The organism is Roseibium sp. TrichSKD4, from assembly GCF_000148725.1.
In the GTDB taxonomy this organism is placed as follows: Bacteria; Pseudomonadota; Alphaproteobacteria; order Rhizobiales; family Stappiaceae; genus Roseibium.
In genome coordinates this window covers 276679-292786 of record NZ_GL476319.1, presented here as the reverse complement: position 1 = coordinate 292786, position 16108 = coordinate 276679, and the positions used below count along the sequence as shown (strand labels likewise).

The window sequence follows — 16108 nt, the reverse complement described above, 5'->3', positions numbered from 1 at the left end:
GCTAAAACTCAGCTCCGAGCAGTTGCGAGTCCAATTCCACTCACCACAAAAAGTCCACCAGTTGCGCGATAAATGCGCTTCATTATTTTCTTTGACAGTTCCAGACTGCGCAACCACGCTCCCGCCAAACCGTAGAGCACTGCGACAGAGAACGCGACCAGTGCAATCACGCACACCATCATCGCAAGCTGCAAGAATCCATCGTTTCCGGCTGTCAGAAATTGAGGGAACAAGGCCGTGAAAAAAGCGATGGCTTTAGGATTGCTTGCTGCAATGGTGAAGCCGGAGGAAAAAAGGTTCCTGTTTGAAACCTCCGAAACACCGTTCATCCCTGTGGTTTCGACTAGTTCAGCGGCACTGCGCCACATCTGAATTCCCATCCAAATCAAATATGCGGCCCCCACATATTTAATGATCAGGAACAGTGTTGCTGATGTTGTAATAACAAGCCCCAGTCCGGCGGTTGCTGCTATGGCCTGAACAGCCGATGCGCTGGAGTTTCCCAGTGCAGTATAAAGGCTGCGGCCCCATCCAAATCGGGCACCATGTGCGAAAGCTATCAGTGTGCTTGGGCCCGGGATCAGGGAAACCACAAATGCTGCCCCAAAAAGCAGGATAAGGCTTTCAAAATTCATCTAACAGATCTTTCAAATACATGGACTTGCCAAAATTCTAGGGCACCTACGAATACATTTGCTATTGGTTCTATCTTTAACCTGACACATTCGCAAACGCGCGTAACGAGGTGATTCCTATGAGTTAACTAAGACACTCAGTTTTGAGTCTATTTGATATATGTGTTTTAAATTCACGAGCTTATGTTTCAGCGTTTATGATTTGATTCAAGGGTTTGTGCGACCCAATTCCTCCGCCATGTAATCCACATAGGCCAGAATTACTTCGATTTCGTCCAAAGTCAGGATGACTTCCTTGATGGTGCTTGGAAGGTCTTCGGGGCGCTCATCTGCTCCTTCCAGACGCATATGGGCCGGGTGGGGGTTTCTGGCCATAAAGGTGTCAAATCGGTCTTCCCAGTCGTCCAGCGCCTGAATCATGATTTTGAAGGACGGCGTAGAGGCGATACCGGCGAACCTATCCTTGGCAACGATATGACAGCGTCCACAATGCGTTTGCGAAAGGTTTAGCCCTTGTTGGGCCAGGAGGGGGATATCCTGCGCATGAGCGGAAGGGAAACTGCTTGCCCCTATCAGAACGGCAAGAAAAGCAACCATCAGGAATACCTGTTTGCTTCCTGTAAGTTTGTGCAATTTGCCCATCTTACTTCTCCACCACTCGAACCCATTTTATAATCATGCACGCAAGACGGCGAGGGGGGCAAGCAGGTAGAGAAACGAAAAAGGGCCGGCAGCTGGCCGACCCTCTTGATTCGAAACCTTGGTGCGCGCTCAGCGTTTGACGATGACCTTTGCGCCAACCTTTACGTGCTTGTAGAGATGTGTCACGTCATCATTAGCAAGACGTATGCAGCCGGAGGAAACGGCTCCCCCGATGGTCCAAGGTTGATTGGTGCCATGAATTCGATAGAGGGTGGAACCAATATAGAGGGCACGGGCACCTAGCGGATTGTTCGGTCCGCCCGGCATATGGGCCGGAAGAATACGCCCCTTTTTGCGCTCGCGAGCTCGCATTTGCGGCGGAGGTGTCCAGCCCGGCCATTCGGCTTTACGGGTGATGCGGTGCGTGCCGGCCCATTGGAAGCCGGTTTTGCCGACGCCAACGCCGTACTTCATGGCTTTGCCATTCGGGCGCACGTGATAAAGACGGCGCTCGGACGTATCGATCACAATGGTGCCCACCGGATATTTGGTGCTGTATTTCACCATTTTGCGGCGAATTGGAGATTTGCCGCTTGGGTTTCCGTGCGTTGGGCCATAAGTGATCCACTGGCGGGTGTTGGGGTCAAAAAAACGACCACCGGCCTGTGCGAATGCCGCTTGGCTCCAGAGTGTGAAAAGTGCCGCTGCCAAAACGGCATAAATCAACTTCATTGCATCCCCCAAAATGTATTTTCCGGATAACTGTTACCACCACAGTTCATTGGTACGAGTATTTACTACCTCAGAGTAAGGCGCATTGCCTAGAAGAACATTAAGGCGTTGGCCAGTTTTTCCGCTGTTCAAATTCACACTTGGGTGAGGGTCTTCAGATCCGTAAGGCTCATCGGTACTACGTAGATCTCTCCGCAATCACTCCAAATTGTCGAAAATCCGGGCGAAGAGTACCTTTGGGGCAAGTTCAGAGATTCCACTGAGATGGAAGCCGAATAGCTCGGAGAGATAAAAATGATTTGCCCAGTGAAACCCCAACCAAAACCAAATGGTGGCGGCAACAATAACGGTAACGCTTTTTCAAACGTGCTGAACAACGCCAAAGGCAACAATCACAATACTGGTTGGGGCGGCAACAACAATGGCGGCAACCAGTTCAATTTTGGTGGTGGTGGCAATTACGCCTATCAACCTGTGACGTTTGGTGGCTTTCAAGGTGCGGCTGACGCCGGTCGTCAAAGTGCGCTTGTAGCGGCAATGAACAATCGGTCCAATGGTCCGAGCAATTTTGTGACGGCAATGAACACTGGTGGTATGGTCAGTGCGGGTCAGAGCACAGCGCAAATGACTGAATTTGCTGCGGCGAACCGGACAGCCGGTGGAGCGAGTGCATTTTTCAACACCATGAATGGTGGTGCAAATCAGGCGCCAGCCGGACCGGCAAGCGCATTTGTTCAAGCGATGGGCAACGGTGGTAACACCGGCGCTGGCGGTGCGCAGAATGCAAACCCTGCGACAGCATTCGTTCAGGCCATGCTGAACGGTGGCAATGGTGCAAATCAAGCCAATGGCGGTGTTAGCGCTTTTGTCCAGACTTGCGGCACGAACCACGGAAAAGGGCCGAGCACATTTGTCAACACCATGAATGGTGCGAACACCATCCCGGCAAATGGCAATAACGGCGGCTGGACCCTTGTGAACAACAACGGCGTTTGGGAGCTGGTGCAAGTCGGCGGCAACAATGGTGGTGGTACAAACGTTGGTGGCCCGAACGGCGGCGGCAATGTAGGTGGTGGTCATCAGCTCACCAATGCATCGCTTACAAAGCTCTCCAACATCATCAACAATGCAACGGGCGGCAATATCAAGCTGGTGGACGCTAATGGTGTTGATACCCGTGAGGGTGGTAGCCGCATTTTCGTTCAGGATGGCAAAATCCAAAGTGTCATGATCTGGGGCAAGCCAGCTCTTTCTCAGAAACTGACACAACGCCTCAAAGGTGTTCCGGTTTACACCAATGGCAACATCCCGGCTGATGATACGCCGCTGGGCCTTGTTCATAACGGTGGCTTTGGAAACTACAGTTCTGTCTCTGTTGTCGGTAACGCCAATGGTGGCGGTGGACCTAACCCAGGTCCTGGTCCGAACCCTGGCCCCGGCCCAAATCCTGGCCCTGGACCTAACCCAGGCCCAAATCCTGGCAACCTGGCAGAAAAGTATGACGACCTTCTTCAGGCTGCCATGGTGGACAACGCAATGGCCTTCCAGAACGGTGCTTGGGCGTTCCGAGGTGAAGGCGGGCTTTCCAAAGCAGCTCCTGAAAGCCAGTTCTGGGAGAACAAGAACGGCGTCATGGTCGTAAAAGACGGTGTTCGTGCAAGTGATGCGATCCAGGATCTCTGGAACAACCCGCAGCACTACTCCATGGAATGTGCATCTGCCGTTGTTGCAGTCGCCGTCAAGGCACGCCTTGATGTTCTGGGTGCAGATGATTTTGACGCCATGTATCAGTCTGTTGGTGGCCTCACCATCAGCGGGTGGCACGGCGCTGGCATGAAGGCGACTGACTTTGAATTTGCCGAGCCGGGTTCAGTGACAGTGGGCGGCGGAACATCTGTTGCAGGTGACCGTGCTCCGTTCGATCCGAACACTGACAAGCTTGAAGTTGGTAACGTCTACTACTTCGACAAGGCCGGTGATGTCACCACTGCCGAGCAAGGCTGGAACGTTGCCTACATGGGGCAAAGCGCCAACGGACAGCACCTCTTCTGGACCCAATTTGGTGTTGAAGAAGTTGACCTGGTGATCGATGAAAACGGCGTCATGATTTCTGGTGCAAACCGTGACTCCTTCGATGGTCACTACCTGAGCGCTGGATACCAGGGCCAAAATGGTGCGCTGTTCCAGGGGTATGATCGCGATCGCTCTGCGCTGCAGAACGGCTAAAATGATCGAGGCTGGCTAAATGCCTGCCGCTCACGCAAAACCCCGGCATTTTGCCGGGGTTTTGTCGTTTATGAAGTCGGTTTTGTTTGCGCTGACCCAATCACCGACCGTGAGAACGGTCATAGGCGTTGACGGGCGGAGAGGCCCAGCCTTCAAGCGATCCCTCTTTCGGTTTCCAGACTTCCATCAGCATGGGAAAGCACTTTGCCGTATCGCTGGAGTGCTCGCTTCCGCAGTCGCCACCCGGGCATGCGCTCATAACGGCGAGAATGTCGATTTCAGCGAACAGCTCCAGACAGTCACCGGGCCGAACGGGGCTGGCCTTCATGAAGTATTGCCCGGTATCTCTTGTGAAACCGGTGCACATGAACACGTTCAAAACATCATGAACAAGACGCTCCGCTTCGTGAAGTGGAAGGTTGCGTGCATCCGCTAGCGCGCGGGTCAGATTTGAATGGCAGCAGTGATGGTATTGAGTGCCACTCAAGACGTTGCCTGTGTAGGGATCACAGCGTGTGCCGATGACGTCATGAACGGAACCGCCGAACTCATCCATGCCATACCAGTCCAGTGTGTCGTGGCTGACTGTCGCTATCGGTCGCAAATACGGAAAGTTGGACCAGAGCCGATCTCCCGTTGTTACATGGGTTCCGTGAAGTGCTCGGGTTTTTCCCGAAAAGAAGCGTTCCTCCAGATTGTTGAGATTGAACAGGTTCAGGTCACCGACCTGCGGACCTTCAATGCTGGTGATTTTCAGAAAATGCCCCTTGGGAACTTCTATGCTGGAAGCTTCACGGGCAGGAACAATGACTTCGTCAATCTTGTCGGCGGCCCTGCGAGCATCTTTGTATAGCGCCAAGTGAGGTAGAGTGAGTGTCTCGGGCGGATAGCAGATGACCGGTTTGACAGCCCGCCGCATTGCGGCATCTTGTGGTGCAGACATGGTTCCTCCTGATGCAGTCTTTCCTGCATAGGGTGATAGGTCGGTTGCTGCAAGTGCAGTGTCAAATCTGGAAAAGTGAGACTGATCTAAGGGGGGCTGATCTTAGTCGTGGAACCAGTCAACAGGCGCAAATATTTGTCCCAGAACAGGTTTGGTCGCTGGTTTGTCCGCGGCAGGGACGTGGGCATCCCGCTTGGTTTCCGGAATGATCTCTGCTTTTTTGTCGATAAATGCGACCCCGCAAGTTTTGCCGTCTTCCCAGCGTTTTTCGCACATAACGGGCAGGGCATCGTCGTCGATCAACAGCTCAAACTGGAGTGGTAGGAGCTGGAAGTTCTCAAACTCCAGCTTGGCTCCTTCGGTCGAGACGTTACGAACATGAACCGGAATTTGCAGCTTACCACCTTGAAGAAGAACCTTGCCCTCGCGCTGAACGACAAGGCGCCGTTCGCGCGGAGCGAACTCTTCAGCAAACTGCTCTGGGTGTGCTTTGGGATCAGACACGTGCCATCCAACTCATAACAGGGTAGACTCACCTGACCCAAGGTTACACATAACTCCTTTCAAACCCTTAAACTCAATAAATAAAAGGGTTGTATTTGACTTGCTAAAACTTCCCGTTTCCTGTTGCTAATTCTACGTTGCGTGAAATAAACCACTATAGGTCGTGGGGTTGCAGTATGGTCAGGCTCTGGAAATCGATCGACAACCACTGAACATGGCCACTCATGATCACATTTGCATTGGCGGTTTTCTTTTTGATCATCACTCCAGGGCCAGGTGTGCTGTCCGTCGCTGGTGTGGGCTCTGCTTTCGGGTTTCAGGCGGGAACTCGCTATATCGGCGGTCTCTTCATCGGTACAAATCTTGTGGCTCTTGCCGTGGTGTCAGGGCTGGCGACTATCCTGTTGGCAAATGAAAACTTGCGCCTGATCCTGCTTGTGTTGTCTGTCGGCTATCTGGTCTATCTGGCATCAAGAATTGCCTTTGCCGGATCGAAGATCGCCTTCAAGGCGGCAGATAGCGCGCCGGGCATTCGCTCCGGTATTTTCCTGCAGATCGTCAATCCCAAGGCCTATGCGGTTAACACGACGCTTTTGACCGGCTTTGCCTTCTGGCCGGATAGTCTTGTGATTGAGACAGCGCTGAAATTTGCGATCATGAATGCCATTTGGCTGCCGATCCACTTCGCATGGCTCTATCTCGGCATGACTTTGCACAAGATGAACCTCGCCCCCCACATCCAACGCCGCGTTAACATTGCCATGGCGCTTTCCATGCTAATTGTTGTGGCCTTGGCGCTTTTGGCGCCGAAGTGAGGGTGTTAATTCTTGCTGTCTTTGATAAGCTCAATCAATAATGCTCTGAGTGTTTCTCTGCCACTGTCCCCAATCACATGAGCGCAATCCTGCTCGATTTTTCGGATCTGGCTGGCCGCGATTGAACGCCACTTTTGGCCTTTTTCTGTAATTGAGATGATCTTGTCGCGCTTGCTTCCAGGGGCAAGGTCAATCTGGATCATGCCCTGTTTGGCCAATCGCTCGACTGCTTGCTGAGCGGCCTGCCTGGAGAAACTCATCTCCCGGTGAATTTCTGACAGTTTGACTGTACGTCCGCGAAGCTGTCCGAAAACACGCATATCTGCTGGACGAATATCGGCGAACTCGGTTCCAGAACGGGCCGCATCCATCTCGTTGTTCCAGTGGGCGAGCAGGGTCATCATCATGCCCTTGATGTTGGTCGCCAGAAAAGTGTCGTCTTTTTTTTCAATCGTCATTGACAAAGTGCCGTATCGTTATCATTTGTCAACTCTAGTTGATAAATTCTGGAGAGGGCAATGGATCGGCGTACCTTTTTAAAAGCTACATGTGCAAGCGCAGTGTTGGCAGGAACCGGTGTCAGCTGGGCGCAAGCCGGGCTTCGGCCTCTTCCGGTGTTACCGATGACGGATCTGATGAGCGGGATTGATGGTCGGATCATGTTGGACATGAGACCGGGGCTTCATGACTTTGGCAATGGCACAAAAAGTGCGACCTTGGGTATTAACAACAATTACCTCGGGCCGCTCCTGCGTGCGAAACAGGGCCAAACGCTTCCCTTTGATGTCAAGAACGGGATCGGGGATACTACGACCCTTCATTGGCATGGGTTGCATATTCCGGGCGATGTAGATGGCGGGCCGCATCAGGAAATCGAACCTGGGTCCACATGGTCGCCGGATGTCCCAATTGTTCAGCATGCGTCGATGAACTGGTTCCATTCCCATATGCATGGCAAGACAGCCGAGCAAACCTACAAAGGCCTTGCCGGTGTCCTGTTGATTGAAGATGACGCGAGCCTTTCTGCCGATCTGCCAAAGACCTATGGCGTTGATGATTTCACGCTGGTCCTGCAGGACAAGATGTTCAAACCTTCCGGTGAAATGGACTATTTCCTCACTGGAGAGGTTTTCGAAGAAGGTTTCGTGGGGGACACGTTGGTCGTTAATGGAGCCATCGCTCCTGTTGGACAATCCGTTCCCACGGGGCTGGTTCGTTTGCGCCTTCTGAATGCTTGTAATGCCCGTTTCCTTCGTTTGTCGATGGCGTCAGGGCCCATCACCGTCATCGCCTCTGACGGCGGGTTTTTGAAAGCTCCGGTCGAGACCGAGAGCCTCTTGATGTCACCCGGTGAGCGTTACGAAATCCTCGTCGATATGAAGGCGGTGGAAACGAACAGTCTTGTGGTCGGATTTGAAGTGGAGGCGGAGGGCTTCTTTGCCTTTGTGACTGAATTCTTTGGCGAAAGTGTTCAGGAACTCACTGCGCTGACGCTGACACGGACAGCCGACAAGGGCTTTGATGGTGCCGTGCCAAAAACGTTGGCCAATCTCTCCGCACCTGATCCGTCGGCGGCGAAAAAGACGCGTTCCTTTACGTTGAACATGGGCAATGGCGAAGAATTAGCCGCTCTTGCTGCCAACTGGGGCAATGTGTGCGGAAGCGGTGGTATGGCGATCAACGGCCAGCCGATGAAAATGGACCGCATCGACGAGAGAGTTCAAAAAGGCGATACGGAGATCTGGCGAATCTCTGTCGATGACATGCTGCACCCGTTCCATATTCACGGCTGTTCCTTCCGCATCCTTTCTGAACATGGCGCGGAACCGCCAGCTTATGCGCAAGGCTGGAAGGATATGGTTCATGTTGAAAATGGTTGGTCAGAGGTGCTGGTCAAGTTTGATTATGATGCGCCGGAACACGCCCCTTACATGTACCACTGCCACATTCTGGAGCACGAAGACTGCGGCATGATGGGGCAATTTACGGTCGCCTGATCTTACCAACCAGCATTCCGCTTTTTCGATGTGACAAACAGGCCGTCCCGGCCTTGAGCCGGGACCTTTGCAAGGCCGTTTAAGATCCCGGCTCATGGACCGGGATGGCAGTTTTCTCGTGTGTTGGAAGACTGCGGAAATACTCCATTCGTCATCCCGGACGAGTGCAGCGAAGCTGAAGGAAGATCCGGAATCCAGCGTGTCAGCATGAGTGTAAGCGAGTGCAATTTCTATGACTTTTGCAACGCTGCGCGTGACTGATATCTGGATTCCAGATCAGCGCTTCACATGCTTTCAGCTTGTCTGGAATGACGGGGGAAATTTACAGCCTTGAATACGCTTCGGTTGAACTTGCCTTACATGCCCGAATGCAAGCTCAACTTGATCTCGATATCGCGTCTGGTGAGCGGGGCGAGAAGAGCACGCTCATCTTGAGTGAGTTTGGCGTTGCCTTGAATATAACTCTCCAGCAGAAATGCGATCTCGCTGGTTGATTGATAGTAGAGATCAAAATGATCTCGGCTCAATTCCGCCACAAGGCGCTCCAGCAGCTTGCGCTGCTTTTCCCGGTCCAGATCGGCCTGTTTTTCTTCCAGCATGTCACAAAGGCCCTGTCTTCCGTCTCTGTCATATCGAACCCTGTAACTAGGTCAGATCTTGAAGAAGTCGAATGTCTGAGTAGCTCCAAACTCTTCAAACCTACGGCTTCTTCTAAAATTAGCGGGCGGAATGTTCATGGCAAAGTTGATTGCCTTCGTCGCTCTTGAGCGGAACTTGAAGCAATTGGCAGGTTCGTTGGCCTGCGTCCACACGGTGGTGTTTGCATGTATTGCAGATGCCAAATGACTTGAAGTTTCTGGCCGTTAGCTGATGTCGGATGAGATCGGTGAGACCGGTTTCCAGACTGCTTTTTGTAGCGTCATCAATCTGGTTCAGTGAGTCATCCAAGGTGCTTGTTTTTTGAACAAACAAAAGGCCCATCTTTGTGACGTTATAGCTGAGTGATCGCTTGTCGCCCGCCGCACTTGCCTTTTCGATAAAGCCCTTTTTTTCCAGAGCCTTCAACGTCTGGGATGCTGTTCCTCGTGTCGTGCACAAATAGTCTGCAACATTTGAAGGTGAGCGGGAAAACCGATTTGCCCGAACAAGGTAATTCAGTGCGCTGCTCTGTGCTGGATTGAGAGGTTCCGACCAGTCTTCAGACGCGTGCAGCCTCAGTAGCCTGTCCAACAACTCTCGGATCCGGGAATTTCGTTCTGAGCTCATATTTTAAATATAGCGAGTCGAAATTATATTTGCAATAATAGTGACTCGCTACTATAAGTGCTGACGCAGAGTTAACATGGAGAAAACAAATGCGCTCAACAATTTCCATACTTGCTGTCTTGGCTACGCTTGGAACGGCACCTGTATTGGCTGACGGCTCGCACTCTCACGCGGTTCATCAGGACGGAGCTGTTCAATCAGAACGCGATGCAGCAAAAACGGCTGCTTTTGATATTTTAGCTGCTCACGCGCATCGCAACGGCAACGTAGTGACTTTTCATATGACGACCAACGGTATCGCGGGCGCTGAAAAACCCACACAAGTAGGTGAATTGGCTGGCGCACCAGCCTACGCCTATGTCTGGCCAACCACCCTTGACCCTTCAAGTGTGGGATTCGACGAAGGTGCTGGTATTCTCGCCATGGCCGCAGCAACACATCCGGATTTCGATGACACGCCGTTGTTTGATGAGAATGGAGATGGAAACGTCGGTAATGATGGAAACACATGGCACAGTCATTGGGTTGTCCTGGCTCCCGATGAAGCTTGCGGACCTGGTGCCCTGACCGTTAAAGATATTCCTGAAGATGCAGCGCCTAATCTGCCTGCCACATGGCCTGGCTTGCCAATTCTACTGGATAGCCCCGGCTTTACACCTTTGTTTGATGGACCTGAGGTTAGCGTGAATGTGGCGTTTGATCAGAGTGTCAATGTCTCTGGTATAAACTATGACGGTGTGACCGCAGCGCTTCGCGTGAATGCCAATATCCATGCACCTTTGTTTTGTGTAACGGATGTTTTTGATGTCGCATCCGGAGATTTGTCTTTGCCTGGAAAAATTCAATAATTGTCAGCGCTTTTGCGGGGGAACTATCCCCCGCAAAGCTAAGAGGGAGAGGGAAATGAGCGAGATTTGGTTACCCACTATGATAACTACTTCGCCTCAGGAGGGGTATGAATTGGCAATCAAGCTATCCCGCATGGCGGTAAAACTTACGCAGCCCGACGACGGTGTCCGTCAAAAACTAAGGGCCGAATATGAAAGCGAAGCGGACTTCCTGATATCCGTTTCTTCGGTCGTCGCAACGAATTTTGCGACAGTTGCTGCCGCCAACAATTACTGGCGAACAGATTGATCCAGCCAATTGCTGAAAGACACTGGTTTGCTGTGACGAGAAAGCTTCACATGCCATCAGGATCGTAGGATGACCCTTAAGGCATCGCGGATTTGACTTGCGGCGGTTGAACCGGCTGAAGAAGGTCCCGGCTCGTAGGCCGGGACGGCGGGGTGCCGGAACGAGGGTTAGTCCAAATTCAGCTCCTTGAAGAAGTCGTTGCCCTTGTCGTCTACGACGATAAAGGCCGGGAAGTCTTCGACTTCGATCTTCCAGATGGCTTCCATGCCGAGTTCTTCAAACTCGACCACTTCCACCTTCTTGATGCAGTCCTGGGCGAGGCGGGCGGCCGGGCCGCCGATGGAGCCGAGATAGAAGCCGCCATGAGCCTGGCAGGCGCGACGGACCTGGGCTGAGCGGTTGCCTTTGGCGAGCATGACCATGGAACCGCCAGCGGCCTGGAACTGATCGACATAAGCATCCATGCGTCCTGCCGTTGTGGGGCCGAAGGAGCCGGAGGGCATGCCTTCCGGGGTCTTAGCCGGTCCGGCGTAGTAGATCGGATGGTTCTTGAAATAGTCGGGCAGGGGCTCGCCGCTTTCCAGCCGGTCGCGCAGTTTGGAGTGAGCGAGATCCCGCGCCACGATCAGCGGGCCGGTCAGGGACAGGCGGGTCTTGATCGGGTGCTTCGTCAGTTCGCCCAGAATTTCTGACATCGGTTTGGTGAGGTCCACTTTGACCACATTGTCGGACAGGTCTTCATCAGTCACTTCTGGCAGATATTTTTCCGGATGTATTTCAAGCTGCTCGAGGAAAATACCGTCCTTGGTGATCTTGCCGACGGCCTGACGGTCTGCCGAACAGGAAACTGCCAAACCGATAGGCAGGGAGGCGCCGTGGCGCGGCAGGCGGATGACCCGTACATCGTGACAGAAATACTTGCCGCCAAACTGGGCGCCGACGCCGGTTGCCTGTGTCAGTTTGTGGATTTCTTCTTCCATGTCTAGGTCACGGAAGGCGTTTCCAGCTTCTGAGCCTTCGGTTGGAAGGTTGTCGAGATACCGGGCAGAGGCCAGTTTTGCAGTCTTGAGATTGGATTCTGCAGATGTGCCGCCGATGACGATGGCAAGGTGATAGGGCGGGCAGGCGGCGGTGCCGAGGGTCAGGATTTTCTCCTTCAGAAACTCGATCATCCGGTCATGTGTGAGCAGCGACGGCGTGCCCTGAAACAGGAAGGTCTTGTTCGCAGACCCACCACCTTTGGCCATGAACAAAAACTTGTAGGCGTCTTCACCTTCTGCATAAAGCTCGATCTGCGCCGGCATGTTGTTCTTGGTGTTCTTTTCCTCGAACATGGAGATCGGCGCGAGCTGAGAGTAACGCAGGTTTTTCTTGAAATAAGCGTCGCGGGCACCTTCGCCGAGAGCCGCATCATCTGAACCATCTGTCCAGACGCGGCGGCCTTTCTTGCCCATGATGATGGCTGTGCCCGTGTCCTGACACATCGGCAACACGCCGTGAGCGGCGATGTTGGCGTTTTTCAGAAGGTCAAAGGCAACGAACTTGTCGTTCTCCGTTGCTTCCGGATCGTTGAGGATCTTCTGCAGCTGCTCCAGATGGCCGGGACGGAGAAAGTGGTTGATGTCCTTGAAGGCTTCTTCAGCCAGCAGGCGCAGGCCTTCTGGCTCGACCATAAGGACTTCTTCGCCGTTAAACTCGGCTGTTTTGACATGATCCGATGTGAGCTTGCGATAAGGCGTGGTGTCTTCGCCTTGCGGGAAGAGGGCGCTGTGCTCATAGGCGGGCGGCGTCACGGGAGTGGTCATCTGGAAAGCCCTTGTGTCGACTGGCAATTGGCGCGCCGGTTTTTCTCTCGATTGTTCCGGTGCTTATTGATGTCGTCTTTTATAGGAATTCTGAAAAGAGTGTACAGCCTTGGCGTCTATACAATTAGTTCAAGTATGAAGTGACGTAGCGGTGAGCGCTCATTATCAAATTGAATATATATTATATAATTGTAAAAATACGTAATTAATTGAAATCATAACAATTTTTAATGTCTATGGGATGAAAGCTTAAGAATAGTCTGCAGCACTGCAAGTGAGGTTGCTTGGAGGTGAACTATGAAGGGTATCGTATTCACTGAATTTATTGAACATGCATCTTCAGCTTTTGGTGAGGATGAGATTGAAGATCTGATTGATGAGTGTGATTTGCCGAGTGGGGGAGCCTACACGGCTGTAGGAACCTACGACTTTCAAGAAATGGTAACCTTGGTCACAGCGCTTTCCAAACAAACAGGCGTATCAGTCGACGACCTAATCCACGGATTTGGCGTATATCTGGGCGGGAGCTTCAGGGATCGATTCCGCGATTTTTTCGATCAACAGGCCAGTCTTTTCGATTTTCTGGACAGTGTTGAAAACCATATCCACGTTGAAGTGCGCAAACTTTATGCCAACGCCGAGCTCCCAAGCCTGAAGATGGTGTCGCGTGGTAAAAACGAAGCTGTTCTTCGTTATCGAAGCAAACGTTGTTTGGCGCAGCTGGCGTCCGGTCTCATTCAGTCTGCGGCCAATCATTTTGATGATCATGTTGAAGTGCTGATGGACCATGCCAAGGATGAGTTCGGAACCTTTGCTGACATAAAAGTGCAGAGACAGACTTAAGGCAAAGGGCGGTTAATCATCCATGGATGAGACCGAAAATGACCTGGAAAAAAGAGTTGCTCGCCTGGAAAGAAGGGTAAGCCCGGAGAAGCGTGCGCGCCTTGAAGCTGAGAGCTTGCTGGAAGCCAAAAGCCGTGAACTGTTTGAGGTCAATCGCAATCTAAGCCGCCTGAATGAAACGCTCGAAGTACGAATACGCGATCGCACGGAAGCGTTGGAGGTTGAACGTCGTAAGGCCTTGCACCTTGCGGAAAATGATTACCTCACCGGCCTGCCGAACCGATTAAGCTTCACCCGTATTCTCGAAGACCTTGCGGCTCCGGGGCGGATTGAAGGGCCGGGGTTTACTCTGGTTTTTTGTGATCTCGATGGTTTCAAGAAACTCAACGACACCTATGGGCATGTGGCTGGCGATGAGACCCTGAAAACCTTTGCTGATCGCGTAAGAGGATGTTTGCGTGATGGTGATTGGGCCGCACGGCTGGGCGGGGATGAATTTGCGCTCATTTTATCCAACGTAGGGTCTGCTGCCGAGGCTACCGGCATTTGCAATGAACTGCAGCTAAAGATGGAAAAACCCTTTCTTGTTGGTGCTCATCAGCTCAACTGCGGAGTTTCCATGGGTGGGGCGAATTTCCCATCTGATGCGAAGGCCGTTGACGAACTTCAAATCTATGCTGATTTGGCACTTTACAAAGCCAAGGATGAGGGCCGGGGTCGCTACTCCCCTTTCGAGCCACAGTTGGCTCGCGCTTATCGTTTGAGAACTGCAATTGGCCATGCTTTGAAACGAGATCTTGCGCTGGGCGAAATCAATATGCATTTCCAGCCAATCTTGAGCTCAGATCAGAAGGAACCGCCAGGGTGCGAAGCGTTATTGCGTGGGAACACGCTGGCTTTGGACCGGTTTCTCCTCTTGATACGTTGGTTGCAGCTGAAGAACACGGGTTCTTGGGGGAATTGACCCGCCAGATCATAGCCAACTCATTAAGAGCGGTCGCCAGACCTTTGCGGCGCGGGCAAATCGGCTGGGTATCAATCAATTTGGCTGAGCGTGATATCGTTGATGAAAATCTGCCGGATTTTGTGCTGGATACTATTATTGAAGTTGGGATCGAGCCGGAGCAGGTCCGGTTTGAGGTCACCGAGCATGCTGTTATTGGTCCGCCCTGAACAACGTCTAAGCCATTGATGTTGCGCGTGGCCGAAGCAATACGCAAATATTCGATTTGACCGGTTTGGGGATGGGGTTTGTGATCCAGAGCAGCAAAATGATCAGTGCATTGAGGATCAGACGCAGGTTATGACCGGCTGCGGCCAGCAGGGCGTTGATGGCATCGCCATTTTTGCCATTGAGGAAGTTCCGGTCAAGTCGTCCATCTGTTTTCATGTGGCCGATGGTGGCCTCGATCGCTGATCGTCGTTTCAGCTCACGCTTCATCTGTGCCGTCAGCCCGCGCTTCTGGCCGGAGATCATGACCTTGGCGTCGCCCTCATAATCATGCCCCCGATAGCCACGGTCCACATAGACACGCTCAGCTTTGGTGCCGCAGACTTTCTCAGCCTGACTGATGGTGTCATTCAAGGTGTGCCCATCATAGGGATTGCCCTCAAAAGCCCTCGCCGCAAGAACCAATCCTTCCCGATTGGTCGTGGCAATGCCAACCTTGGCCCCGAACTCGTAAGGTGTTCGCGCCTTGCCCTTGGCAATACAGGCCACTTCCGGCGCATGCATGGAATAAATCTTGTTTTTGTCCTTGGGGGTCTGGGCCAGAAGCCGCTCCACCAGTCCCAGCAGACGGGAGAACCGGTGCTCAAGACCTTCGTTGCCTGCGATCTTGCGGGAGATGTCGCGATAGACCCGGCCCAGATAGGTCTTCAGCTTTTTGAGTTCCCGGCGCATCCGCTTGAACTGTTTGGCATGGGCATAACGGCCCGCCATCAAGGCCGCCTTTTTGGCAACTCTGGTATGGCTGCGACGCAAGATGATGCCGGCCCTCTTGGCCTGGCGCACCAGAAGCTGCAAGGCCTTGTGATAAAGACGGCTATCGGTGGGATGGGCAATGGCTTTGGGTTGAACGGTCGTATCAACCAAGACCCGCTCAAGGCTGCTCTTCTTGATCGTCCCGCTCTCAATCGCAACACCTACCGTAGCAGAAAGAAGCTTTTCCATTCCCTCAGGACCAATCCGTTTGCGCCAGCGGGTCATGGTTGAGGGATCAATGGGGAATTGGTGCTGGAAAAACTCAAAACCGCAGAAAGACTGCCAGTAGGGGTTTTCAACCCAACGCTCAACCGTCTCTTCATCGGAAAGATCGTACATGTGCTTGAGAAAGTGCAGCCCGGCCATCAGACGCGTTGGTTTGGCCGGTCGTCCCAAGGGGCGATAATGCCTGCCGAACTCCGCATCAAATTCATCCCAAGGCATCAGACCAGACAGCCGCACCAACGAATGGTTCATATCGATGATTGCGGCCAGGCGTTCCTTGAACAGATCGCCACACCGTTTGTTGCGTTTTGAAGGTCTCATGAGAATATGCCAGAAAATGCGTGCTTCGGATCA

General features: G+C 52.6%; 18 protein-coding genes. 8 read left to right on the top strand and 10 right to left on the bottom strand.

Features of this window, described 5'->3' with window-relative positions; all coding sequences use genetic code 11:
- Positions 1–8: 8 nt before the first annotated feature.
- The 3 genes from TRICHSKD4_RS17670 to TRICHSKD4_RS17660 all read right to left on the bottom strand — a co-directional run bounded on the left by TRICHSKD4_RS17670 (position 9) and on the right by TRICHSKD4_RS17660 (position 2009).
- Positions 9–635 carry a LysE family translocator gene (locus TRICHSKD4_RS17670; protein ID WP_009468254.1) on the bottom strand — a complete coding sequence of 209 codons (627 nt, stop codon included), beginning with the start codon at positions 633–635 and terminating at the stop codon, positions 9–11.
- A 207-nt stretch (positions 636–842) separates the two neighbouring features.
- Positions 843–1277: a hypothetical protein gene (locus tag TRICHSKD4_RS17665; RefSeq protein ID WP_009468253.1), complete on the bottom strand. Its 435-nt coding sequence runs from the start codon at positions 1275–1277 to the stop codon at positions 843–845.
- Between the two features lie 129 nt (positions 1278–1406).
- Positions 1407–2009, bottom strand: a complete 603-nt coding sequence (locus TRICHSKD4_RS17660; protein ID WP_040617083.1) for a L,D-transpeptidase — start codon at positions 2007–2009, stop codon at positions 1407–1409.
- 294 nt (positions 2010–2303) lie between these two features.
- On the opposite strand from TRICHSKD4_RS17660, the gene TRICHSKD4_RS30870 reads away from it, so the two are divergent.
- Entirely contained in the window at positions 2304–4235 is a 1932-nt protein-coding gene (locus tag TRICHSKD4_RS30870; RefSeq protein ID WP_009468250.1) for a hypothetical protein, read from the top strand.
- A 100-nt stretch (positions 4236–4335) separates the two neighbouring features.
- Here TRICHSKD4_RS30870 and TRICHSKD4_RS17650 read toward each other — a convergent pair whose 3' ends face one another.
- Together TRICHSKD4_RS17650 and TRICHSKD4_RS17645 are read right to left on the bottom strand one after the other, a co-directional pair.
- Positions 4336–5178: a DUF1989 domain-containing protein gene (locus TRICHSKD4_RS17650; protein ID WP_009468249.1), complete on the bottom strand. Its 843-nt coding sequence runs from the start codon at positions 5176–5178 to the stop codon at positions 4336–4338.
- A 102-nt stretch (positions 5179–5280) separates the two neighbouring features.
- Positions 5281–5682, bottom strand: coding sequence for a PilZ domain-containing protein (locus tag TRICHSKD4_RS17645; protein ID WP_009468248.1), 402 nt, complete (start codon positions 5680–5682; stop codon positions 5281–5283).
- Positions 5683–5906: 224 nt separating this feature from the next.
- Between TRICHSKD4_RS17645 and TRICHSKD4_RS17640 the strand changes: the two genes are divergently transcribed.
- Positions 5907–6497, top strand: a complete 591-nt coding sequence (locus TRICHSKD4_RS17640; RefSeq protein ID WP_009468247.1) for a LysE family translocator — start codon at positions 5907–5909, stop codon at positions 6495–6497.
- Between the two features lie 5 nt (positions 6498–6502).
- On the opposite strand, the gene TRICHSKD4_RS17635 is transcribed toward TRICHSKD4_RS17640, so the two are convergent.
- Positions 6503–6955: a winged helix DNA-binding protein gene (locus TRICHSKD4_RS17635; RefSeq protein WP_009468246.1), complete on the bottom strand. Its 453-nt coding sequence runs from the start codon at positions 6953–6955 to the stop codon at positions 6503–6505.
- Between the two features lie 60 nt (positions 6956–7015).
- On the opposite strand from TRICHSKD4_RS17635, the gene TRICHSKD4_RS17630 reads away from it, so the two are divergent.
- Positions 7016–8494 carry a multicopper oxidase domain-containing protein gene (locus TRICHSKD4_RS17630; protein WP_009468245.1) on the top strand — a complete coding sequence of 493 codons (1479 nt, stop codon included), beginning with the start codon at positions 7016–7018 and terminating at the stop codon, positions 8492–8494.
- 356 nt (positions 8495–8850) lie between these two features.
- On the opposite strand, the gene TRICHSKD4_RS17625 is transcribed toward TRICHSKD4_RS17630, so the two are convergent.
- Both TRICHSKD4_RS17625 and TRICHSKD4_RS17620 read right to left on the bottom strand, forming a co-directional pair.
- On the bottom strand, positions 8851–9093 hold the full coding sequence (locus TRICHSKD4_RS17625) for a hypothetical protein (protein ID WP_009468243.1): 243 nt from the start codon (positions 9091–9093) through the stop codon (positions 8851–8853).
- Positions 9094–9211: 118 nt separating this feature from the next.
- Entirely contained in the window at positions 9212–9727 is a 516-nt protein-coding gene (locus TRICHSKD4_RS17620) for a MarR family winged helix-turn-helix transcriptional regulator (RefSeq protein WP_208993123.1), read from the bottom strand.
- 179 nt (positions 9728–9906) lie between these two features.
- Here TRICHSKD4_RS17620 and TRICHSKD4_RS17615 point away from each other — a divergent pair, with 179 nt between their 5' ends.
- Together TRICHSKD4_RS17615 and TRICHSKD4_RS17610 are read left to right on the top strand one after the other, a co-directional pair.
- Positions 9907–10608: a hypothetical protein gene (locus TRICHSKD4_RS17615; RefSeq protein ID WP_208993122.1), complete on the top strand. Its 702-nt coding sequence runs from the start codon at positions 9907–9909 to the stop codon at positions 10606–10608.
- 55 nt (positions 10609–10663) lie between these two features.
- A complete protein-coding gene (locus TRICHSKD4_RS17610) occupies positions 10664–10897 on the top strand; it encodes a hexameric tyrosine-coordinated heme protein (protein ID WP_040617082.1) in 234 nt (77 codons plus the stop codon).
- Positions 10898–11064: 167 nt separating this feature from the next.
- On the opposite strand, the gene TRICHSKD4_RS17605 is transcribed toward TRICHSKD4_RS17610, so the two are convergent.
- Positions 11065–12702 (bottom strand): fumarate hydratase, encoded by a 1638-nt coding sequence (locus TRICHSKD4_RS17605; protein ID WP_040617081.1) that lies wholly within the window; start codon positions 12700–12702, stop codon positions 11065–11067.
- 297 nt (positions 12703–12999) lie between these two features.
- On the opposite strand from TRICHSKD4_RS17605, the gene TRICHSKD4_RS17600 reads away from it, so the two are divergent.
- From TRICHSKD4_RS17600 to TRICHSKD4_RS17590, 3 genes are read left to right on the top strand one after another with little or no spacing between them, the layout of a single operon-like run.
- Positions 13000–13545, top strand: coding sequence for a heme NO-binding domain-containing protein (locus TRICHSKD4_RS17600; protein ID WP_009468238.1), 546 nt, complete (start codon positions 13000–13002; stop codon positions 13543–13545).
- Positions 13546–13567: 22 nt separating this feature from the next.
- Positions 13568–14509 carry a GGDEF domain-containing protein gene (locus tag TRICHSKD4_RS17595; protein WP_009468237.1) on the top strand — a complete coding sequence of 314 codons (942 nt, stop codon included), beginning with the start codon at positions 13568–13570 and terminating at the stop codon, positions 14507–14509.
- Entirely contained in the window at positions 14410–14718 is a 309-nt protein-coding gene (locus tag TRICHSKD4_RS17590; protein ID WP_083782828.1) for an EAL domain-containing protein, read from the top strand. The genes TRICHSKD4_RS17595 and TRICHSKD4_RS17590 overlap by 100 nt, the downstream gene beginning before the upstream one ends.
- A 7-nt stretch (positions 14719–14725) precedes the next feature.
- Here TRICHSKD4_RS17590 and TRICHSKD4_RS17585 read toward each other — a convergent pair whose 3' ends face one another.
- A complete protein-coding gene (locus tag TRICHSKD4_RS17585) occupies positions 14726–16075 on the bottom strand; it encodes an IS5 family transposase (RefSeq protein WP_009465529.1) in 1350 nt (449 codons plus the stop codon).
- Positions 16076–16108: the final 33 nt, after the last annotated feature.